At 64.8% G+C, this 19,311-nt stretch carries 30 protein-coding genes; 15 read left to right on the top strand and 15 right to left on the bottom strand.

The features are described from left to right. Position 1: 1 nt before the first annotated feature. From U0025_RS25830 to U0025_RS25810, 5 genes are read right to left on the bottom strand one after another with little or no spacing between them, the layout of a single operon-like run. The gene (locus tag U0025_RS25830) at positions 2-922 is read right to left on the bottom strand and encodes a HEPN domain-containing protein (RefSeq protein ID WP_037492511.1); all 921 of its coding nucleotides are present in this window, start codon (positions 920-922) and stop codon (positions 2-4) included. After that, entirely contained in the window at positions 919-1,203 is a 285-nt protein-coding gene (locus U0025_RS25825; protein WP_004213319.1) for a hypothetical protein, read from the bottom strand. The genes U0025_RS25830 and U0025_RS25825 overlap by 4 nt, the downstream gene beginning before the upstream one ends. After that, positions 1,200-1,475 carry a hypothetical protein gene (locus U0025_RS25820; RefSeq protein ID WP_004213320.1) on the bottom strand — a complete coding sequence of 92 codons (276 nt, stop codon included), beginning with the start codon at positions 1,473-1,475 and terminating at the stop codon, positions 1,200-1,202. Before U0025_RS25820 ends, U0025_RS25825 begins: the two co-directional genes overlap by 4 nt. Beyond that, complete coding sequence (locus tag U0025_RS25815) at positions 1,468-1,704, bottom strand: conjugal transfer protein TraD (RefSeq protein WP_004213321.1); 237 nt, start codon at positions 1,702-1,704, stop codon at positions 1,468-1,470. The genes U0025_RS25820 and U0025_RS25815 overlap by 8 nt, the downstream gene beginning before the upstream one ends. Before the next feature lie 43 nt (positions 1,705-1,747). Continuing rightward, positions 1,748-2,047 (bottom strand): conjugal transfer protein TraD, encoded by a 300-nt coding sequence (locus U0025_RS25810; RefSeq protein ID WP_037492518.1) that lies wholly within the window; start codon positions 2,045-2,047, stop codon positions 1,748-1,750. A 176-nt stretch (positions 2,048-2,223) separates the two neighbouring features. Here U0025_RS25810 and traA point away from each other — a divergent pair, with 176 nt between their 5' ends. The 3 genes from traA to U0025_RS25795 are packed head-to-tail and all read left to right on the top strand — an operon-like array spanning position 2,224 to position 6,317. Next, positions 2,224-5,361 carry a Ti-type conjugative transfer relaxase TraA gene (traA, locus tag U0025_RS25805; RefSeq protein WP_004213323.1) on the top strand — a complete coding sequence of 1,046 codons (3,138 nt, stop codon included), beginning with the start codon at positions 2,224-2,226 and terminating at the stop codon, positions 5,359-5,361. A gap of 12 nt (positions 5,362-5,373) precedes the next feature. Continuing rightward, the gene (locus U0025_RS25800; RefSeq protein ID WP_004213324.1) at positions 5,374-6,087 is read left to right on the top strand and encodes a DUF6118 family protein; all 714 of its coding nucleotides are present in this window, start codon (positions 5,374-5,376) and stop codon (positions 6,085-6,087) included. After that, positions 6,084-6,317: a helix-turn-helix domain-containing protein gene (locus U0025_RS25795; protein ID WP_155646416.1), complete on the top strand. Its 234-nt coding sequence runs from the start codon at positions 6,084-6,086 to the stop codon at positions 6,315-6,317. Before U0025_RS25800 ends, U0025_RS25795 begins: the two co-directional genes overlap by 4 nt. Positions 6,318-6,338: 21 nt before the next feature. On the opposite strand, the gene U0025_RS25790 is transcribed toward U0025_RS25795, so the two are convergent. Genes U0025_RS25790 through U0025_RS25780 form a run of 3 tightly spaced genes read right to left on the bottom strand, consistent with a single transcriptional unit; the run spans position 6,339 to position 7,302 of the window. Beyond that, complete coding sequence (locus U0025_RS25790) at positions 6,339-6,533, bottom strand: hypothetical protein (protein ID WP_004213326.1); 195 nt, start codon at positions 6,531-6,533, stop codon at positions 6,339-6,341. After that, positions 6,530-7,126 (bottom strand): 3'-5' exonuclease, encoded by a 597-nt coding sequence (locus U0025_RS25785; protein ID WP_004213327.1) that lies wholly within the window; start codon positions 7,124-7,126, stop codon positions 6,530-6,532. The genes U0025_RS25790 and U0025_RS25785 overlap by 4 nt, the downstream gene beginning before the upstream one ends. Continuing rightward, entirely contained in the window at positions 7,123-7,302 is a 180-nt protein-coding gene (locus U0025_RS25780; RefSeq protein ID WP_155646417.1) for a hypothetical protein, read from the bottom strand. The genes U0025_RS25785 and U0025_RS25780 overlap by 4 nt, the downstream gene beginning before the upstream one ends. Positions 7,303-7,825: 523 nt before the next feature. Between U0025_RS25780 and U0025_RS25775 the strand changes: the two genes are divergently transcribed. The 4 genes from U0025_RS25775 to U0025_RS25760 all read left to right on the top strand — a co-directional run bounded on the left by U0025_RS25775 (position 7,826) and on the right by U0025_RS25760 (position 9,975). After that, entirely contained in the window at positions 7,826-8,710 is an 885-nt protein-coding gene (locus tag U0025_RS25775) for a GGDEF domain-containing protein (RefSeq protein ID WP_230959515.1), read from the top strand. Then, positions 8,707-9,117 (top strand): hypothetical protein, encoded by a 411-nt coding sequence (locus tag U0025_RS25770; protein ID WP_004213333.1) that lies wholly within the window; start codon positions 8,707-8,709, stop codon positions 9,115-9,117. Before U0025_RS25775 ends, U0025_RS25770 begins: the two co-directional genes overlap by 4 nt. 128 nt (positions 9,118-9,245) lie before the next feature. Next, positions 9,246-9,587: a response regulator gene (locus tag U0025_RS25765; RefSeq protein ID WP_230959514.1), complete on the top strand. Its 342-nt coding sequence runs from the start codon at positions 9,246-9,248 to the stop codon at positions 9,585-9,587. Positions 9,588-9,618: 31 nt separating this feature from the next. Beyond that, on the top strand, positions 9,619-9,975 hold the full coding sequence (locus U0025_RS25760; protein ID WP_004213339.1) for a hypothetical protein: 357 nt from the start codon (positions 9,619-9,621) through the stop codon (positions 9,973-9,975). Here U0025_RS25760 and U0025_RS25755 read toward each other — a convergent pair. Beyond that, complete coding sequence (locus tag U0025_RS25755; RefSeq protein WP_004213341.1) at positions 9,972-10,556, bottom strand: hypothetical protein; 585 nt, start codon at positions 10,554-10,556, stop codon at positions 9,972-9,974. The genes U0025_RS25760 and U0025_RS25755 overlap by 4 nt on opposite strands. Positions 10,557-10,653: 97 nt before the next feature. Here U0025_RS25755 and U0025_RS25750 point away from each other — a divergent pair, with 97 nt between their 5' ends. From U0025_RS25750 to U0025_RS25735, 4 genes are read left to right on the top strand one after another with little or no spacing between them, the layout of a single operon-like run. After that, a complete protein-coding gene (locus tag U0025_RS25750) occupies positions 10,654-10,977 on the top strand; it encodes a hypothetical protein (RefSeq protein ID WP_004213342.1) in 324 nt (107 codons plus the stop codon). A gap of 51 nt (positions 10,978-11,028) precedes the next feature. Beyond that, the gene (locus tag U0025_RS25745; protein WP_004213344.1) at positions 11,029-11,424 is read left to right on the top strand and encodes a hypothetical protein; all 396 of its coding nucleotides are present in this window, start codon (positions 11,029-11,031) and stop codon (positions 11,422-11,424) included. Beyond that, complete coding sequence (locus U0025_RS25740) at positions 11,421-12,395, top strand: tyrosine-type recombinase/integrase (protein WP_004213346.1); 975 nt, start codon at positions 11,421-11,423, stop codon at positions 12,393-12,395. Before U0025_RS25745 ends, U0025_RS25740 begins: the two co-directional genes overlap by 4 nt. 3 nt (positions 12,396-12,398) lie before the next feature. Beyond that, on the top strand, positions 12,399-13,361 hold the full coding sequence (locus U0025_RS25735; RefSeq protein ID WP_004213348.1) for a hypothetical protein: 963 nt from the start codon (positions 12,399-12,401) through the stop codon (positions 13,359-13,361). On the opposite strand, the gene U0025_RS25730 is transcribed toward U0025_RS25735, so the two are convergent. From U0025_RS25730 to U0025_RS25710, 5 genes are all read right to left on the bottom strand, one after another. Further along, entirely contained in the window at positions 13,358-13,738 is a 381-nt protein-coding gene (locus tag U0025_RS25730; RefSeq protein ID WP_004213350.1) for a hypothetical protein, read from the bottom strand. The genes U0025_RS25735 and U0025_RS25730 overlap by 4 nt on opposite strands. Next, a complete protein-coding gene (locus tag U0025_RS25725) occupies positions 13,738-14,358 on the bottom strand; it encodes a histidine phosphatase family protein (protein ID WP_015063469.1) in 621 nt (206 codons plus the stop codon). The genes U0025_RS25730 and U0025_RS25725 overlap by 1 nt, the downstream gene beginning before the upstream one ends. 9 nt (positions 14,359-14,367) lie before the next feature. Next, the gene (locus tag U0025_RS25720; RefSeq protein WP_004213354.1) at positions 14,368-14,649 is read right to left on the bottom strand and encodes a type II toxin-antitoxin system YafQ family toxin; all 282 of its coding nucleotides are present in this window, start codon (positions 14,647-14,649) and stop codon (positions 14,368-14,370) included. Continuing rightward, entirely contained in the window at positions 14,636-14,902 is a 267-nt protein-coding gene (locus U0025_RS25715; RefSeq protein WP_004213356.1) for a type II toxin-antitoxin system RelB/DinJ family antitoxin, read from the bottom strand. Before U0025_RS25715 ends, U0025_RS25720 begins: the two co-directional genes overlap by 14 nt. A 182-nt stretch (positions 14,903-15,084) precedes the next feature. After that, positions 15,085-15,651, bottom strand: coding sequence for a hypothetical protein (locus U0025_RS25710; protein WP_174320780.1), 567 nt, complete (start codon positions 15,649-15,651; stop codon positions 15,085-15,087). A gap of 257 nt (positions 15,652-15,908) precedes the next feature. On the opposite strand from U0025_RS25710, the gene U0025_RS25705 reads away from it, so the two are divergent. The 4 genes from U0025_RS25705 (at position 15,909) to U0025_RS25690 (ending at position 18,179) form a co-directional block, all read left to right on the top strand. Beyond that, positions 15,909-16,130, top strand: coding sequence for a hypothetical protein (locus U0025_RS25705; RefSeq protein WP_004213362.1), 222 nt, complete (start codon positions 15,909-15,911; stop codon positions 16,128-16,130). 375 nt (positions 16,131-16,505) lie between these two features. Beyond that, positions 16,506-17,138: a hypothetical protein gene (locus U0025_RS25700; protein WP_004213363.1), complete on the top strand. Its 633-nt coding sequence runs from the start codon at positions 16,506-16,508 to the stop codon at positions 17,136-17,138. 121 nt (positions 17,139-17,259) lie between these two features. Then, on the top strand, positions 17,260-17,895 hold the full coding sequence (locus U0025_RS25695) for a nucleotide-binding protein (protein WP_004213364.1): 636 nt from the start codon (positions 17,260-17,262) through the stop codon (positions 17,893-17,895). After that, positions 17,895-18,179 (top strand): ribbon-helix-helix domain-containing protein, encoded by a 285-nt coding sequence (locus tag U0025_RS25690; protein ID WP_004213365.1) that lies wholly within the window; start codon positions 17,895-17,897, stop codon positions 18,177-18,179. The genes U0025_RS25695 and U0025_RS25690 overlap by 1 nt, the downstream gene beginning before the upstream one ends. Before the next feature lie 28 nt (positions 18,180-18,207). Here U0025_RS25690 and U0025_RS25685 read toward each other — a convergent pair whose 3' ends face one another. Continuing rightward, entirely contained in the window at positions 18,208-19,311 is a 1,104-nt protein-coding gene (locus U0025_RS25685) for a replication initiator protein A (RefSeq protein WP_004213366.1), read from the bottom strand.

Raw genomic sequence — 19,311 nt, 5'->3', positions numbered from 1 at the left:
GTCAGGATTCCCTCCCATTGTCATTTTCGAGATGTTCGGCGCAGATCGCGGCGGCGATCGTGTGGAAATGCCTCACGCGCTCGACGAGCCAGGCCAGTTCGTCGGGAGTGATTTCATAGGCGTGAGAATAGCGGGCCTCGACATAGGCGCGCTGCAACTGCGCGAAATGGCGACGGGCGGCGCGGGTATCGCGCGGCCATGCTTCGATCAGCCGGGGATCGAGATTTTCGGCGAGCGAGCGTAGGATGCCGAGCCGGTGCGATTTGGGCGCGTAGAGCGTCAGGACGAGCAGCACGGCATTGTAAGCCCGCTCGACGGCCTGGTGGAGCATGAACGCGGCATCGCGCGGCACGCCGTCGGCAATGCTGTCCTGGGCGAGCTTGAGCGCGTGTGCGGCGAGCGGGAACCAATGGTCGCGATGGCGCAGGGCTTCGGCGTGGCGTTCCTGCGCGTCGAGCTGGCGCGGCACGGCGAGGCCCTGTCCCGGCGCTTCATAGAGGGCGATGCCGTCGCGGGCTATGTCGGCGAAGAAGGGACGACCGCGCGCGAGCTGGTCGTTCACGTCCATCAGCGAATGGACGATGAAATTGACGGGGGTGGAGAGGTGGCGGGTGACGGTCAGCTCGCGCACGAGATGATCGTCGGCGACCGCCCACCATGTTTGCAGATCGGTGAAGGTGTCGGAGTTCACGACGACGAGCAGATCATAGTCGGAGATATAGCCGCTGGCGCGATCCTCGACCCAATCGCCGCGCGCGTAGGAGCCGAACAGGATCAGCTTGAGGATGCGGCCGCCCTTGCGCTTGTCGGAGAGCTTGGTTTTGACGGCATCCTCAAATTCATCGAACAGGACGCGGGCGACCCGTTCCAGCTCGCGGCGCTTGGCGGCGGGGAGATGATCGAGATCGGCCCGCATCGTCATCCGATCGTCGCCGGCGTGATCGCCAGCGCCGGGTCCGCGTCGGGATGATCGAGCAGCTTGAGGACGATCGCGGTGGCGAGGGGAGGGGGCACGGCTTCCTCGCGCAGCATGTCGAACAGGGCGCGTTCGTCGGCGTCGAGGTCCATGCCTTCGATCGCGAGATTGGCGCGTGCTTCGGCATCGCCTTCGCGCCACATGGCGGCGTCGGCAGGGGTGCCGCGCACATAATCCAGCGCGCGGACCTGTGCGCGGATCGCCGCGATGTCGAGGGCGCGCGTCACGGTTCCTGTCCTTCGCTTGCCGGCAGCGCGATATGGGTGATGCCCGGAGCGGCGGCGATTTCGTCCACCAGGCTATCGACGGTTTCCATGCGGTGACTGGGCCAGTCGCGCGAGATGGTGACATAGCCGGCATCGGTCTGGACATTGATGGTCGCGGTGGCGGGAAGCAGATCGAGCAGCGAGGCGAGCTTGTCCTGAATGTCGGGGGTGATGCGGTCGATTCCCGGTCCCACCATCAGGAGCTGCCAGGAGAGGCGCGACGTGTCAGTCATGGGCGTTTCCTTCCGCGTTGTCCTGTCCTTCGGCTTCCGCGTCGAAGGCCCGTTTGCCGCGCCGCCTCCAGAGCGCGAGAGCGTTGCCATCATCGCGCGCGCGAGCGGCCAAATCGAGCATCGCGCCATAGAGCGTTGCGCGATCGTCGTCGGTCAGTTCGACGAGGCCGGCCTTCTGGACGAGGCCGCCCAGCTCTATGAGATGGCGGGTGCGTTCGCGGCGCTGCACGACCCATCCCCTCGTATCGGTGCGGCGCGCGGCGGCTTCAACCCTATGCCTCGCCTGCGCCAGTCGGGTTTCCGCCTTCGCCGTTGCCGCCAGAGCGTCGCCCAGCCTTGCGCCCGCGTCCTTGAAAGAAGGCCGCGCCCCGCGAGCGCCACGCCTCCCTTTCCTCCGCGTCAGCCGATTCCACGGCGGCGAGCAGCGCACCGGCGAGCGTGTCGAGATCGAGCGCATCGGCCCCGGTCCCCGTCACCAGTAGCCCAAGTTGCTCGACCTTCTTCGCCTTGATAGACTTGGCCTTGTCGCTCAGTGCCCGCAATTCGGCGTCATAGTCGCGCGTCTTCCGCATCATTCTCTCCCTCGCGCCCGTCGAACAGAAGCCGCACAGTAGCACGATCGCGCTGGCAGGACAGCGGTTCCGAACAGAAATGCGGCGAAGTCAATCACGCGAACGGCAGTGAGTGGTGAGTGCGCGCTTATAGGTCGTTGCCGACCTGCGCTAAGAAAGGTAAGTTTCGTGTCGTCATGGCGATCTATCATTTCTCCGCGAAAGTCATCGGCCGCTCCAGTGGATCGAGCGCCGTTGCCAGCGCGGCCTATCGCGCAGCGGAACGGCTGCACGATGACCGACTCGGGCGCGACCATGATTTCTCGAACAAGGCCGGTGTCGTCCATTCGGAAATCATGCTGCCCGAAGGTGCGCCGGAGCGTTTAAACGATCGCGCGACCTTGTGGAACGAGGTGGAGGCCGGCGAGAAGCGCAAGGACGCACAACTTGCCCGCGAAGTCGAGTTCTCGATTCCGCGCGAGCTGAACCAGCAGCAAGGCGTCCAGCTCGCGCGCGAGTTCGTCGAAAAGCAGTTCGTCGAACGCGGCATGGTGGCCGACCTCAATGTGCATTGGGACATGGGCAAGGACGGGCAACCCAAGCCGCACGCCCATGTCATGCTGTCGATGCGCGAAATCAGTCCGGACGGCTTCGGCAAGAAGGTTGTCGAGTGGAACAGCACGGCGCTCCTGAAGGAGTGGCGCGAGGCGTGGGCGGACCATGTGAACCAGCGGCTTGCCGAGCTGGATATTGACGCGCGGATCGACCATCGCACGTTGGCGGCGCAGGGCATCGACCTTGAGCCGCAACACAAGATCGGGCCGGCTGCATCGCGTATGCCCGAACAGGGGCTTGAGGCGGAACGGGTCGAAGATCATGCCCGGATCGCGCGCGAGAATGGCGAGAAGATCATTGCGCGGCCCGAGATCGCATTGGACGCGATCACGCGCCAGCAGGCGACGTTCACGCGGCGCGACCTCGCGCAGTTCGCGTTCCGCCACAGCGACGGCAAGGATCAGTTCGACCAGGTGATGAGCGCGGTGCGGACCTCGCCCGAGCTGGTGGCGCTGGGCAAGAACGGGCGCGGCGAGGACCGCTTTACCTCCCGCGACATGATCGACATCGAGCAGCGGTTGGAGCGCGCCGGCGATCGGCTTGCCGGCAAGGCGGGGCATGGTCTCCCGACGGCATCGCTTTCAAGGGGGGCTGATGCCGCCGGGAGTGAGGGCCTTAAGCTGGGGAGCCAGCAGGAAGCCGCGCTGGCGCATATAACCGGCGAGAAGGATATTGCCATCGTGGTCGGCTATGCCGGCACCGGCAAATCGGCCATGCTGGGAGTCGCCCGCGACGAATGGGAGCGCACCGGCTATCAGGTGCGCGGCGCGGCCCTGTCCGGCATCGCGGCCGAGGGCTTGGAGGGCGGCTCCGGCATTCAGTCGCGCACGATCGCGAGCATGGAATATCAGTGGGATCAGGGCCGCGAGCTACTAGGCCCGCGCGACGTGCTGGTGATCGACGAGGCCGGCATGATCGGCACGCGCCAGATGGAGCGCGTATTGTCCGAGGCCGAGAGGGCGGGCGCGAAGGTCGTTCTAGTCGGCGACGCGGAGCAGTTGCAGGCGATCGAGGCCGGCGCTGCGTTCCGGTCCCTTGCCGAGCGCCACGGCGCGGCCGAGATCAACGAGGTTCGCCGGCAGCATGAGGACTGGCAGAAGGACGCCACGCGGGCGCTGGCGACGGGCAGGACCGGCGAGGCGATCCATGCCTATGCCGATCACGGCATGGTCCACGCGGCCGAGACGCGCGAGGCGGCCCGCGCCGAGCTGATCGACACATGGGACGCACAGCGGCTTGCCGATCCCGACAAGACGCGGATCATCCTCACCCACACCAATGCCGAGGTCCGCGAGCTGAACCTGGCCGCGCGCGATCGTCTGCGCGACGCCGGCGAGCTGGGGCAGGACGTGCGGATTTCGGCCGAGCGGGGCGCGCGCGAGTTCGCGACCGGCGACCGCATCATGTTCCTCAAGAACGAGCGAGGGCTAGGCGTGAAGAACGGCACGCTGGGCAAGGTCGAGCGCGTGTCGCCCGACAGCATGGCCGTTCGCCTCGACGATGGCCGATCGGTCGCGTTCGACCTGAAAGATTATGCCCATGTCGATCATGGCTATGCCGCGACCATCCACAAATCGCAGGGCGTGACGGTCGATCAGGGGCATGTCCTCGCCACCCCCGGCATGGACCGCCATGCGGCCTATGTGGCGCTGTCGCGGCACCGTGAGGGCGTCCAGCTCCATTACGGCCGCGACGACTTCGCCGACGATCGGCGGCTTGTCCGCACGCTGTCGCGCGAGCGGACGAAGGATATGGCGTCGGATTATCCCATGTATCGGGACCGCGACGGCGAGGCGCAATCGTTCGCCGATCGGCGCGGCCTGTCGGGCGAGATCCGATTGCCGGATGCGCCCGAGCGCAAGGGCGTGGAGCTTCTAGGCCCGCGTGCTGGCACCATGCGCCAGATGGGCGAAGATCCACGCCCGCGCGAGATCGGCCCCCATGAAGCCAGCGGCCGCGGCGCAGGGGATGCGAAGGCCGCGGCCGAGCGACAGCCGCGGCGCGGCATGTTCGACGGCTTGAAGCTGTCGGCCGAGCCGGCGAAGGTGGCCGAGCCAGCGCAGGGCGCGAAGGAAAAGGCGGCCCCCAAGCGCGGCATGTTCGATGGGCTGAAACTGTCGTCGCGCACGCCGACGCCGGCGAAGGAAGCCCCGGCGCGTGCCGAGCAGGGCCATACCCATGATTTCCGGCGCGCGGTCGAGCGGGCCTCGCGTTCGGCCGAGGCGGTGTTGCAGGCCCGCGCGTCGGGCGGGCCGGTATTGGAGCATCAGAAGGTCGCGCTCGAGCGCGCGACCGAGGCGCTGGACCAGATCAGGGCGGGGGCCTCGCGCGATATGGCATCGGCGTTCCAGCGCGAACCCGGCTTGCTCCATGAGGCGGCGGCGGGGCGCAGCGGCCCGATGATGGATGCGATGGCGCATGAGGCCAAGGTGCGGGCCGATCCGAACTTGCGCGCCGATCGGTTCGTGGAACGCTGGCAACAGCTCTCCCAGGATCGCGACCGGCTTTATCGTGCCGGGGACATGACGGGCCGGGAGAAGGCGGGCAAGGAGATGGCGGGCATGGCGAAAAGCCTTGAGCGTGACCCCCAGGTGGAATCGATCCTGCGCGGCCGTGAGCGCGAGCTGGGGCTTGAGATGGGCATGGGGCGCGGGCGCGACCTTGGCCACCAGTTGACGCACGAACTTGGAATTGGCCGCGATCGTGGCCTTAGCCGGTAAGGAGAAACGATAATGGGCGAGGGTGATGGTCTGGACGACGCGGACGATCCGGCGCGGGCGTTCGAGAAGCTGCGCGGCGAAGTGTCGTTGCTGCGCCTTGCGGTCGAAGGACTGACCGCTGCGCGCGAGAATATCGAGATACCCGACTATCAGCCGACGCTCACCAAGACGCAGGAAATATTGGGCGTGCTGGCCCAGCAGGTCGCGGCGATGCGGAAAAGCCCCGCCTTGTCGATGGACCCGGCGCATATGGCGGGCGAGATCGCCAGCGCCGCCACGAATGCGCGGCGCGAGGATCAGCGCCTTATCACCGAGGCGCGCACGGCGCTGGACCAGGCCGCGCGCGAGATCGGCAATCGGCTCGCGTCGGCGCGGCGCGGCGACGAGCAAAATCGCTGGCTGTATGTCGTCGGCGCTTGCAGCGTGGTGCTAGGGCTGTTGCTCTATGCCTTCCTTGCCGGCCCGCTCGCGCGGGCGACCCCCGATAGCTGGCGCTGGCCCGAGCGCATGGCGACCCGCGTTCTGAATGAACCGGGACCGTGGGGGGCGGGGCAGCGGTTGATGCAGGCGGCCGATCCGGAGAGCTGGGCGCTGATCGTCGCGGCTTCGCCGCTGACGGATGCCAATCGCGAGACGGTGCAGAAATGCCGTGAGCAGGCGGCAAAGGCGGCAAAGCCGGTGCGCTGCACGATTGAGGTCAAAGCGGATAGCGGACAAAAATCATGAACCAGCCAGCTATTGCCGGGGCAGAGGAATGCCAGATGCTTGTCGGTCGAAATTGCCGCGAGCGCCGCGTGCAACTCGCAATGTCGCAGGTAGAATTATCGGAGCGATCGGGCGTTGCCGCGTCGTATCTGTCGCGCATAGAAAACGGACGCGGCAACCCCACGTTGGAACTGTTGGATTCGATAGCGGGCGCGCTGGGCTGTCATGTGGTGGACCTATTCCGCGAGTGACGATCGCGCCGCCCGGTCTGTTCAGCTATCGCGCGGAACATGCTCTGTCTGTAGTCGGGCAATATGGCCGCACTCGACGGTTTCGATCGCTGCCTGACAGTGGGTGGCGGCAATGTCCTGGCCGACCTTGTCAAACAATTTCATCGCCTTCTCGGCCAGCGCGAGGGCTTCCTGGGTCATCTCTTCGCGACGCTTGCTGTCTTTGATCGGCTTCACCGGACACTCCCCACATTCGACGGTCGATAGACGGAAGGGCGCGCGATCGGCGGCGCGCGCCGCCAGTCAAAGACGGGCTGGCTTTCCCGCGTCTTTTCAACCTGGCCCCGCACTTCGCGCACGAGCGCGATGATGAAGCGGGCATCTTCGACGGCGCGGTGCCGGCGAAAGGGCTGGCGATCGAGCTGGCGCAATGCCGCCTCGACATGCTCATAGGCCGCGCCCATCTCTTCGAGCAGGTCCGCGACATGACCGATGGCGCAGGGCGGCTGCTTGGCCGCCAGTGCCGAAAGCGTCATCAGCCACGGCGCGTCGAAATGGGAATCGGCGATGACGCGCGCGCCTCGCACATAGGGTTCCAGCTCCGCGACGACCCGCGCCGGGGGCAGGCCGTCGCGGGCGAGCTGTTCCTTGGAGATGCCGTGCAGGCGTTCGGCCTCCTGCGTCCAGCCCCAGCCCGCCCAGGCATCGGGAGGTCGGATGAGCCAGGAGCGGATCAGGCCATGCTCATCGGCAATCCCGATCTCTATGGGATAGGATCGCCCATGACGGGGCAGGCAGGACGCCTCGAAATCCAGAGCGATGAGCGTCACGGTGCGCCCGTCATCACCAGTTCCGCCCGCAGCTCGCGGGCGTCGGCCTCATACTGGATCGCCAGCAGCCGATGCGCGGATGCCGCTTCGGGCTTGTTCGTCGACTCGGCCGCCGCCCGCTCCTGGCGCGCGCGATCCTCGTAGAAGCGCAGATTGTCGCGCAATTTCGCGCACAAGAACCCATCCTCTGTCATGCCGGCCACATAGCGCAGGACCGGCCTTCAGGCAATATTATTGCGAACGAATTGCAATAAGGAGGCGTATCAGTTCCTGCATCACCGCTGCTGCCGGTGTATCAATTATGGAACCACCCCAGCGCCGATCGGCGTCGGTGAGATCGTTTAAACGACTTGGCGGAGAACAGTCCCGCGAGCGTGCGGAACTGCACTTTATTTGCAATTCTTAATGCTTTTCCTCTAAACGACACGCGCCCGCCGAGAGGGGGGCAGAGGCGTGGAAACCTCTCAATGTAAGACGAGCTTCAGCGACCGGGCAGCGGACACGCATGTCCAAGGCCCTTGGCCCAAAGGTGTTCGCGCCTGACTTACATCAGGTTTCCAATGGCCGGTTGCTGCCGGCTGCACGCTTCCGATTTGGTGGCGTGCAGTCGGCTGTCCGATCGGCCGTCGCCGGCGAGTGTGGATGGAGCTTTGCGGTAGGGGTAGGAAGCGCGTGAACAGTCATCTCCCTGTCGGTCGATTGGCCGAACGTCTGGAATCCCTGCCGCGCGAACATGCCTGGTTCGCGATCCTCGTTGCCGTCACCGCCCTTTCATGGGCGAACCACGCCTATCCCGGCGCTGGCCTGGCTCCGCTCTACATTCCGATCATATGCGCCGCCGCATGGGCGCTGGGCGAACGTGCTGCGTATTTTGTTGCTTTGCTTACCGCGATCCTCGCCATCGTTCCGCATCTGGACGATGGCGGGGTCTCGGCCTCGCTGGTAGTCCGAACCAGCGTGCGGGTCGCGACCTATCTCTTTGTCGCCGCAATGATCGTGAGCTTCCGCCGATCGTTTGACCGCCAACGGCATCTCGCGCTGCGCGACCGCAAGACCGGCGCGCTGAACGGCGAGACGTTCAACGAGCGGTTTTCAGAGGCGCTTACCGTCGCCAGCAGGGCCAGCGAGACGCTGTTGCTGGCGATCTTCGATCTTGACGATTTCAAGGGCGTCAACAGCGCCCACGGCCATGCCGCTGGCGACGCCGTGCTACGGACCTTTGCGCGCGGGGCGGCGGGCAGCATCAGGCGCGAGGATGCTTTCGGGCGGATCGGTGGCGACGAGTTCGCGGTGTTGCTCCGCGTGCATCCAGCGGACGCCGGCGAGATGTTCGCGCGCACGCTTCATTCGCGTGTGTCGGCCGTGCTGGCTGCGGGCGAGCATCCGGTGACGTGCAGCATGGGCGCGCTAGTCATTCCGCCGCACGTCCCGCGCGATCCGGCTGCGCTCATGCACGCGGCCGATCAGGCGATGTTCGTGGCGAAGCGGGCCGGCAAGAACGCCTGTGAAATCACTTGGGCGGACCAGCCCCAGCGCGACGGGCGCGAGCGGGCGAGCGGCCCGCTTCGCGAGCAGCCTGCATGACGGACAAGACCGCCCTGCGCGGTCGCGCGGTCGCGTTGATGGCCGAGGCGCTCGATTTGCTCGACCGCGCCGGAGAGGATGCCGCCGCGATCTATCTTCAACAGGCGCATGACATTGCCGCGCGCCTGACTGCCTTGCGCGCCGATGATGCTGCCGATCCCGATCGGCGCGCGCAGGAGCGGGCGACGTCGCTCGATCCCGCGCTGGTGAAGGCGATCGGCGGGGCGCTGGCGGTTGTGAGCGCGCTTCTGGAAAAGAGCGGCATCGCGACCACGGACGATTTCGCGCAGGCGCTGGGCATATATGCCACGGTCAGCAAGAACGAGAATGAGGACGAGGGCCTGGCCCTCGCCTATTGGGCCGCAACCTTGCGCGATGTGGCGGAGTATCGAAGGGACAAAGGGTAGCGGATCGGCGTGAAACAGGGATTTCCATCGGCGTCTGTGGGGGAATGGCGATGGAAAGAGGGCGGAGCGCGCGACCCCGGCTCCGCCCTCACACCAACAAGGAGACGCGCATGGAGTGCAGTGTCACGGTGCTGGTTGTCGAGGACGAACCGCTTGTGCGGATGATGGCGGCCGAAATCTTCGCAGATGCGGGCTACTGCGTTTGCGAGGCGGGCGACGCGCTGGGCGCGCTGTCGATCCTCGAAACCCGCAACGACATTCGCGCGGTCCTCACCGATATTGAAATGCCGGGGAACATGAACGGCGTCGCCCTGGCCGCCGCGATCCGCGAGCAATGGCCGGAGATCGCCATTCTTGTCAGCTCGGGCCGGGTGTTCCCCAGCGAGGCGGCTTTGCCGCAGGGTGTCGGCTTCCTCGCGAAGCCCTGGCGGATCGACGAAGTTGTGAACAGGGTGGCGGAATTACTGTAATCGCCGCGCGTCCTGAACGGGAGAAAATCGGATGACGGGGAATGTCGCAGGCGTGCCCGCTTCGCGCGCTACCGCACTCGATTACATGGAACGCGCCCTCGCGATCTTGCGGACGCTCGATGGAAATAGCGCGAAATCGGTGGAACATCTTGTAGAGGCGATCGACGCCGCGATGCCCGCGCCATTGGCCAAGATGACAGCCGACGAAACGGAACTCACCTGGCAGATGTCCTATGTCGCGCAGAGGGTCTTTCAGCTTCATAACAAATACGAGATGACGTTTGAGCAAATCGCGCAGCGCCTTGGCATCACGGCGGACCAGGCCCGCGAACATCTCGATTATGTCGAAATGATAATCAACGCGCCGCCGCCAACCAAGGACGTTTAAACGCCCTCCCCTGCCCGCCTGTCCGAATATCGCTCCGCCAGTTCCCGCCAAAAGGCGAGGGGCCGCTCGGGCAGAGAGTAATCGACGTGTCGGGCTTGGTTCTTGCCCTTGTAGGCAGAGTGCGCGACTTGCGCCAAATCCGCGAGCGCGTCCGCCTCTTCATCATCGCTGATGCCGCTGAATAAGGGAACATCGCAGCCGCGCTCGCGGGCATCGGCGAGATCGTCGAGCATGATCCACATTGCCTGATAGGCGGTGCCGGGGTGCTGGAACTCTTCGCCACCAATCCCGATATGCTCGGTTATCACATGGTCGCGGCCGCTTTCCAGGGCCGCCAAAACAAGAGCCGGGGGGAGCGTTTGCCGCAATGCTTCCAAACCCTTCTCCCCCGCCAGCGTATCGACCCAATCGGCTAGCATATGGACGATGATTCGTTCGCCGTAGGTGATCCGCTGCGGCGACGGCGATTCCACATAGCGTTCGATCGCCTCGGCCGCGCAGGCGGCGAGGCTTCGCCCCGTCGCGTCGGCAATCTTCGCAAGGCGCGCCTCTATATCCTTCGACAGCTCGATTTCCAGCATCCGGTTCCACTCCACCTATGCGCGGGATTCACGCGCCCAACTATGTGTGATAAAGGACATTATCACATATTTGGAGCAACGCAGGACGAGGATGGAAATGCGCGCGGTGCATGAGACGATCGAAGGCCCTTTTGCGATCGGGGAGGATTTGGCCGTCTATGGCCTCATCACCCAGGGGGCCGCCCTGCAGGGCGGCGTCAAGATGGTCTTGCACGGCACGATCGGCGGCGACCTCACGGTCGAGCCGGGAGCGCGCGCGATCATCCACGGCACTGTCGCAGGGCGCATCTACAACAAGGGCGGGCGGGTCGAGCTGTTCGGCATGGCCGCTGCGGTCGAGAACCTGTCCCCCGATGCCGCGACGATCATCGACGGCGCGGCGCATGTCCTTCGGGGCCGGCGATTGGAGACGGTGCGATGACCGACAGAGCGTTTAAACGGCCCGGAGATCCACAGCTAGGAGGGAGCCTTGATGCACAAGGATGACGACACGGCTTTCGCCGACAACTATGCTGAGCGCGATCAGGCTAGGGCGCTGCGCGAGCAGGCCCGCACGGGCGGCCTGCGCTTCGAGGCGTATCTACCCGGCGATATGGCCGATTGGCTGTTGGCGCAGGTCGAGCAGGGCCATTTCGTCGATCCGTCCGAGGCGGTGTTCGCGATCGTCAAGAACTTCATCGAGATGGAGCCACACCGCGATTTGCGCGACGAGCTGCTACGCCGGATATTGGATGCGTCGGTTGTGCGCGGCCTTGAGGACGTGAAGGCGGGCCGCGTCCGCCCCGCCGAGGAAGTGTTTGACGAGCTGCGCCGCAAAATGGCCGAGCCGCGCCCCGAGCCAGCGCGTTGGGCGAAGATCGCGCGATGAACGAGCTGGCCCCCCTGCCCCCGCCCCCATCTTCTTCGGCGCTGGCGTTGCCGGCGCTGGTGGCGTCGGCCGACGAGGCGGCGCGGCTGCGCTTCCTTGAGTTCTTCGCCGTCACCATCCGCAATCCGCATACCCGCCGCGCTTATATGCGCGCGGCGGGTGAGTTCCTGGCCTGGTGTGAGGCACGCGGCGTCGCCTCGCTCGCCGGCGTGCAGCCGCTCCACGTCGCGGCCTGGATCGAGGCGCAGGGGGGCGAGCTGGCCCCGCCCAGCGTCAAGCAGCAGCTCGCCGGCGTGCGGAGCCTGTTCGATTGGCTGGTAATGGGTCAGGTGGTGCCGGCGAACCCCGCCGCATCGGTGCGCGGGCCGGCCTATAGCCAGCGGCGCGGCAAGACGCCGGTGCTGGTGCCCGACGAGGCGCGGCACTTGCTCGATACGATCGACGTTGCCACCCACGCCGGCCTGCGCGACCGCGCCTTGATCGGCCTCATGGTCTATTCGTTCGCGCGGATCGGCGCGGCGCTGGCGATGCGGGTCGAGGACGTGTTCATGCAGAACAGGCGGCTATGGGTCCGCCTGCACGAAAAGGGCGGCAAGCGCCACGAAATGCCCTGCCACCACAATCTTGAGGACTATCTGACCGCCTATATCGACGGGTGCGGCTTGCGCGAGGATCGCAAGGGGCCGCTGTTCCGCACGATCGCGCGCGGCACCGGGCAGTTGAGCGAAACCCCCCTGCCCCAAGCCAATGCTTTCGCGATGGTGCGTCGGCGCGCGGCGGCGGCCGGGATCGGCACGGCGATCGGCAACCATTCATTCCGCGCGACCGGAATCACCACCTATCTGAAAAACGGCGGCACCTTGGAGACGGCCGCGACGATGGCGAACCACAGCTCAACGCGCACCACCCAGCTCTACGATCGGCGGCCCGATGACGTGACGCTCGACGAGGTGGAGCGGGTGTTGATCTAGGCGATGGACGGGAGCGCCGATCAGCCGAGGCCGACCTATATCGACCCATCCTTGGCGCGCGGCCTGGTGCGCCATGAGGCGCGACAGCTCAGGGATGCCCATGAGCAAATCCGCCATATTCCCGATGAATTATACAGGGTGATCGTTGACCGCTTCAAAGGCCGTCGCCGGCTTTCGGCATCCAACCTAAAATTGCTGGCAGGCGAGATCGACAGGAAGGCGTCCAGCGCGCTCAGTTCCATTTGTTCGAGTATGACGCAGCGCACACCGAGCCGCTTCCGGCCCGGATCAGTGCGATACGACATCGTGCATTATGTCGTCGGGGCCGTCGAGCAGTCCGCTGTGGCGGGCAGGACGCCGATGGACCGCATCATGCGCCTGTGCGTGTTTGCGGCCAGGCTGGATCAGCGCGAGGTGGCGATGAGCTTCCGCGAGCTGCCGCTTTGCTTTTGGGAACATGCGGCCCGCCGCTATCTCGTAAGGGGCGGCGGAGAACATGACGCGGCGGTGCGCTCGATCGCGCGGCGACTGGCGACAACCTATATCCTGCCGGCCTTGGCCGTGCGCGCGACCGGGGGGCAGGCGAACGGATCGCCGCTCGCCATACCGTTCGCCGGCGGCCTGCTACTCGGTCGTTTCCAGGCCGAGCCAAAGATCGACAATTCAGGCGGTCATGTGACCTTCAACAAATATTGTATGCGGAATCACACCGTCTTTTACCCCACCCCGACGAATTTCGTCGTGCGAACCTACGTCAATCCGAAGCTGTTGAGGCCGGAACAGCATGAGATCGTGCGCGAGATGGAGGCATGGCTTGCGGCGCACCAGGCCGAAGCCGAGGCGGCCGTCATGCAATATCACCGGCTTGAGGATAACGACCAGGGCGAGTTTCTGGACTCCGCGAGCTGGGCGACGCTGCAAGCCGATTTTCAGGCTTTGTGGCCCCGGCTTTCCGCGCAGCTTTAGGTAGGGAAATAGCCCATTTGGGCCAATAACTCGGCGGCTTCGCCATCATCGCGCAAGCGGCCACCTACGACGAAGGCGCTATGATGCTCTCCAAAAGGCCGCAAACGGGCAACGATGTCCCGGTGCCCGTCCTCTCCGGCGAACCATACCAACGTGCCATCCGGCGCATATTTATGATTCCCCTTGAATAGCGCGTTCAGCAGTTTGTTTGCGAAATCGTCATTTTGAACACGCCGCATAATTTCAGGTGATTTGGAAAGGTCGCGGGCAAGCCAGAGCCAGTGCCGCCACACCTTTTCGTCCCACATATGGAATTCGTCCCAAGCCTGATGCTCGCGGATTTCATCTTCTGTTGGGATCAAGGGTGCAGCGGACATTACGCCGCCAGCGCCGGCGCACAGGACCAGCGGCCACCCTCCCAATGGAACCCCACCCGCTGCGCGTTGGCGATCGCGGGCGGCTCGCCCTTGCGCCAGAACGCCCGCATCTTGGCCCGGTCATCCATATGGGCGTCGGCGACGATCGCGCGCGCGGCCTGGATGAACTGCCCATGCCCGAACACATAGACCGGCGATGCGACTGGCATGGCGGCGAGCCGCGCCAGCGCCGCCTCGCAGCGCCGGAGCAGGGTGGCGAAGCTCTCCGCCCCTTCCCCGTCGCAATAATCAGGATCGGCCGCGCTCCAATAGCGTTCGAGGTGCGGCATCCGCTCCGCGCTGCGCGTGCCGTTCCAGCGCGCCGGTTGCAGATAGGTGAACTCTTCGATCGGCCACACTTCGACCGGCACGCCGGGAAAGCGCGCGATCGTCGGCGCGGCCGTCTGCTGCGTGCGGGTATAGGGCGACGTGACGATGAGCGCGGGCGCTTCTATCCAGCTTGCCGCAACTTCGCGCGCCTGTTCCTGGCCCAGCTCCGTCAGCTCGATCGCGCCGAGATCGTGGCAGGGCACGCCGGCGTTGCCGGTGCTTTGGCCGTGGCGGATGAATATGGCCCGCATGTGCGTCATCTATCCGAATACCTCGCTATGAGAGCCAAGGCGCGCGAGGCGCAGCGTTTCGTCGTCGGGCTTGGCGTAGATCAGCACCAGGTCCGGCTTGATGTGGCAATCGCGATAGCCCGCCCAATCGCCGCTCAGATCATGGTCGCGGTATTTGGGATCAAGCGGCGTGTCGGTCGCGAGCGCGGCCAGAACGGGCTGAAAATCGGCGTCGAGGGTCGCCCGGTGCCGGCCTTTCAATTCCCGCTTGTAGTCGCGCTTGAACCGGGTCGAGCGATCAATCGTCCGCATGGAGGTCCGCCATCAGCGCCTCGACGCTGGCGAACTTGGTTCCCTTCCCCGCCGCCAGCTCCGCCATTGCCTCGCGCGTCGCGGCGTTCGGCACCTTGACCTCGAAAGGCAGGCGACGTTCATCGGCGATACGCAGCATCAGCAGGCGGATCGCGTCGGAGATCGAAAGCCCCATCGCGCCCAGCGCGGCGGTGGCGCGTTCCTTCGTTGCATTGTCGATCCTGGCGCGAACATAGGTGTCGGAAACAGCCATTGGGATTTCCTTCTGAAAACGTAGTCCTAATGTAGTCACAAAATCCGATTTTGGCAAGATCGCTGCGAGGATTTCGCGAGCGATGTGCCGGCGTCGATGTTCGGTTGAAGGGGAAAGGCGATCCTGGCCGCCTTTCCCCAGCAGCAGATTACGACCGCCTGCTTACTTCCCACAGCCATGTTTCAAAGCAGCCGGGGCCGCGTGCGATGTGCTGGATCGCGCGCAGCATCCGCCATCGCACTATCCAGCGAAACGTCCTCATACTCCGCGCAATTTCGGCATAGTTCTTTCCTCCAACCCGATTGCAGACAAAGGTTTCGCGCGCGATCGGCGGCATGGTTTCGAACAGGATGCGTGAGCCGGACAGTTGCCCGCCCGCGCAGCTCGCTCGCAATAGCTCGCCGAGCGATGCCCCAATAGCGGTTCATGCCTTTGTAGGCGTCGTGGTCCACGAAGGCCCATATTTCGAGATCGGTGCGGTGGAAATCGTCCCGATCGCGCCGCCTGGTGTCGGCATAGCGGCCGACCAGCATCAACCGATGCAGCGTCCCCCGCTTCGGGGCGCGGTCCCGCCTGTTCACAAAATGAAGGCGCAGCAGGCGGGCCGCGCGCTCTACTTCGATTTGTCTCCTGTGCGTAAGGTGCGCCACTCGCTCCGTAACACGGTCGCGCAACTGCCAGTTTTGCTCGAATGTCAACGGCTCGTTGGCTCCCGCAAGGGAACTCGCTGCAATCCGTTTGCCGGTCATAGACTTGCCTCCATGCCGCATCCGTGGTGGCAAATCGGGAGTGGCAAACGGACGCGGCTTTAAACCAGCTCCCGCGCGAATCGCGCTGTCGCAGCGTCAGCCCGAAAGCCAGGCAAGCCATGTCCACGGCGTTTAAGCTATCGCTTATACAGTAAAACGATAGCTAATACTCAAATAAGCGATAGCGTCAACGGGTTTGCCTTGGAGAACGAAACCTTGCCCGATAGCGACAGGGCATGGGACGACCGCCTCTTGGAATGAAGCCGACGACGATCCGGCTACCGCTCGAAACGATGCGCCGCATTGAGATGCTGGTTGGCAAGAAGAGGATCGCGAAATTCATCCGCGAGGCGATCGAGAGCGAATTGGAGCGCCGGGAGAAGGCGGAACCACCCACCGAAATGATTGCGAAATTCATCCGCGAGACGGTGGAAAGTGAGTTGCAGCGCCGGGAAAAGGCGAAGTCTCCCACCGAATAGAGCTAGGTTTAGATGCGGGCGGGGACATGCGCCTGCCGCTGTCGCGGCACCGTGGCCCTACTCGCTTCGCTCCCCAAGCCCGCAAGCGGTCTTGGCCCAAGGTGACGACCCACATGGCGGGGGCGAGATCGCAAGCGGATCTCGCTTCATGGTGCCGGCGTTCGCCGGCGTCGATGTTCGTTCAAGGGGGGAAAGGCGGTCCCGGCCGCCTCTCCCCCGCAACGGGATTAGACGGGGCCGTGCCTCGCTGCGCTGCGGCCGCACCACCCCCATCGAATCCCGCTGCCCCCCTCTCTCGCCGGCGTTCTTGGGCGTCCGTGTTCCGGCCGATGGCATGGCCATCGCCGGACAGGCGATTTGAAGGGAGTAAGGACGATGACCCACCAAACCCGCGAAAGCTGGCTCAATGCCGTGGCGCTGGGCATGGCTCCGCTGTTCGAGGCGCTGGACGCCCCCCTGCCCGACCGCGTGCGCGTGGCGATCGGCTTCACCAGCAGAGGCGCGAAGGGCAAGGCGATCGGCGAGTGCTGGGACAACCGCTTGAGCGCGGACGGGCATTTTGAAATCTTCATCCGGCCCGACCTGGCGCACGCGCCCGACGCCATGCCCGCGCAGATCGCGGCCATCCTCGCGCATGAGCTGGTCCATGCCGCAGTCGGCATCCCGGCAGGGCATGGGAAGGCGTTTAAACGGGTCGCCCTTGGCCTTGGTCTTGTCGGGCCGATGCGCGCCACCACCCCCGGCGAAGCGTTCCTTGCGGCCATCGTGCCGATTCTCGCCGATGTTGGCCCCCTCCCCCATGCCCGTCTCGACACGGACGGAGCGTCGACCGCGCCGAAGAAGCAGAAAACCCGGATGCTCAAATGCGAGTGCGCGACGTGCGGCTATACCGTCAGGACCGCGCGCAAATGGCTTGAGCAGGCCGGAGCGCCGCTTTGCCCGATCGAGGATCACGGCCAGATGGAGCATGAGCCACTGGACGATGACGAGGCCGAGCCGGAGGAATGATGCGCCGCGCTTTCGTCAGTTCAGATTCAGCGCCGCCCTATCGTCATTTCAGCGACGATAGGGCTTTCCCTCTCGGTCTATCGTGTATACAAGTATAGGACTATACGTGTAGGAGTGTAGCATGAAGGTTCTCGCCATTCTCTCGCAGAAAGGCGGCGTCGGGAAAACGACGCTCGCCACCTGTCTGGCAGTCGCGGCCGAGCAGGCCGGCAAGGTCGCCGCAATCATCGACCTGGACCCGCAGGCGACGGCCTCGTTCTGGAAAGACGTGCGCCAGCTCGACACGCCCGCCGTTGCGTCGATTCAGCCGGTGCGCCTGCCCGCCATGCTCAAAGCCTGCGAGGATGCCGGCACCGATCTTGTCGTGATCGACGGGGCAGCGGTCGCGCGCGACGTGGCCTATGAGGCAGCGCGCCAAGCCGATTTCATCCTGATCCCGACCAAGACGGCCGTATTCGACACCATGAGCATGACGCACACGCTCGATGTTGTGCGCCAGCTCGACCGCGCCTTTGCCGTGGTCCTTACCTTCGTGCCCCCACAAGGTCAGGAAACCGGCGATGCGATTCAGGCCGTGGCGGAGCTGGGCGCGACGGTTTGCCCGGTGACGATCGGCAACCGCAAAGCCTTTTTCCGCGCCCAAGCCGCAGGCCAGGCCGTGCAGGAGTTCGAGCCGCACGGACCAGCGGCCGACGAAATCCACCGGCTATACGAGTATACAACTATACGCCTATACAATGAAGCGGAGGCGGCGTGATGGCGAAGGGCGGAAACAGTCTGCAAGCGGTGCTGAACCGCGCCAAGGCGGACGGAGACGCGGCCCCGGCACCAGCGCCGGCGATCGAGCCGGTAGACGTGTCCCGCAAGGCCCCGCCGAGCGGCCGACAGGGGACCAAGTTGATTGGCGGGCATTTCCCCCCGGAGGTCAGCACACAGCTTCGTATCATCGCGGCCGAGGAAGGGACGACCGTTCAAAGCCTGCTAGGCGAGGCGCTGGACGACCTGTTTGTGAAGAAGGGCAGGGGGCGGATCGCCGGCTAGTATAGGCGTATACAGCTATACGCCTATACTAGCGCAAGGGGGCTGTCTTGTGCTTGTTGCGGCAGAAGCCGATGAAGGCGGCGCGGGGGCTTTTCAGTTCCGGCCGCCCGCTGTCGATCCACCATGACACCCATTGGTCATAGAGCGCATACACGTCATAGCCAGGCGCAACGCTCTTGGCGTCGTGGAAGCCTTCGGGGTCGATATAGGGCCGCTCGGGTTCCGCCTCGATCGCCTCGACCGTATCCAGCGCCTCGCGATTGCGGAACGTGACCGTATCGCCGTTCATCTCCACGGCATAGTCGGGCAGATGATCGTGCGCGACGAGATCGCGCAGCATCGAGCGGAACACGCGCAAATGGCTACTCGCGCCAGTCTTTTTCTGTAGCGTCTCGACCGAGATCGACCATTTTTCCTGCGCGCCGCAATGCTTGCGCGCCAGCTCGTAGATGCGCCGTTCGAGCGGCTTGCGGAGGCGGAAATAGTCGCGGTGCAGCGTCAGGACGCTGCGCCCCTCGACCATCTTGAACAGCCAGTCAGAGAGCGTGACCTTGATTTCCGACATTTGGCCGGAGCGGGTTTGCCGCACGATCCGCCATTCGTTGATGAGGCCGAAACCTTCGGTGATTTCCTCGCCATCGGCCTTGATGTTCGTGGTGATCCGCGTCCCCGACAGCCGCTCGAACGCGCTCCGCAGCCGGTCATAGCCGTCACCATCGGTTTGCCGGTTGGTCCACACCAGCAGATCGCGGGCGGTCAGGTGCAAAGTGCGGCTCGGCCGCTCGCCCTGGTTCATCTTCCCGATGAGCTGGGAGATGCAGTAGATCAATATGTCCTTGTCGTGGATCGTCGCCAGCCCTTTGACGCTGGGGACGATTTCGAGCTTGTTGCCGTTATGCTCGTAGCGGAACACGCGCCGATCGGGCTTGGTCGCGAGCGAGAAAATCGGATGCTCCATCGAGGCCATGTCATCCTTGGGGATGGCGTCGAGAACATCGCAAATGAACAGATCGGGATCGGGATAGCGAACCGGCAACAGGGGAGGGCGACCCTCCGCGCCGTTCGGGGTTTCGTTGACGGCAAGCGGAAGTTCGGGGTTTCGTTGACGGTCAGGCTCGATTCGGGGTTTCAT

Source organism: Sphingobium yanoikuyae (assembly GCF_034424525.1).
Lineage (GTDB): Bacteria > Pseudomonadota > Alphaproteobacteria > Sphingomonadales > Sphingomonadaceae > Sphingobium > Sphingobium yanoikuyae.
Note: the sequence above shows the minus strand (reverse complement) of the source record. Positions and strands in the feature narration are given on the sequence as shown.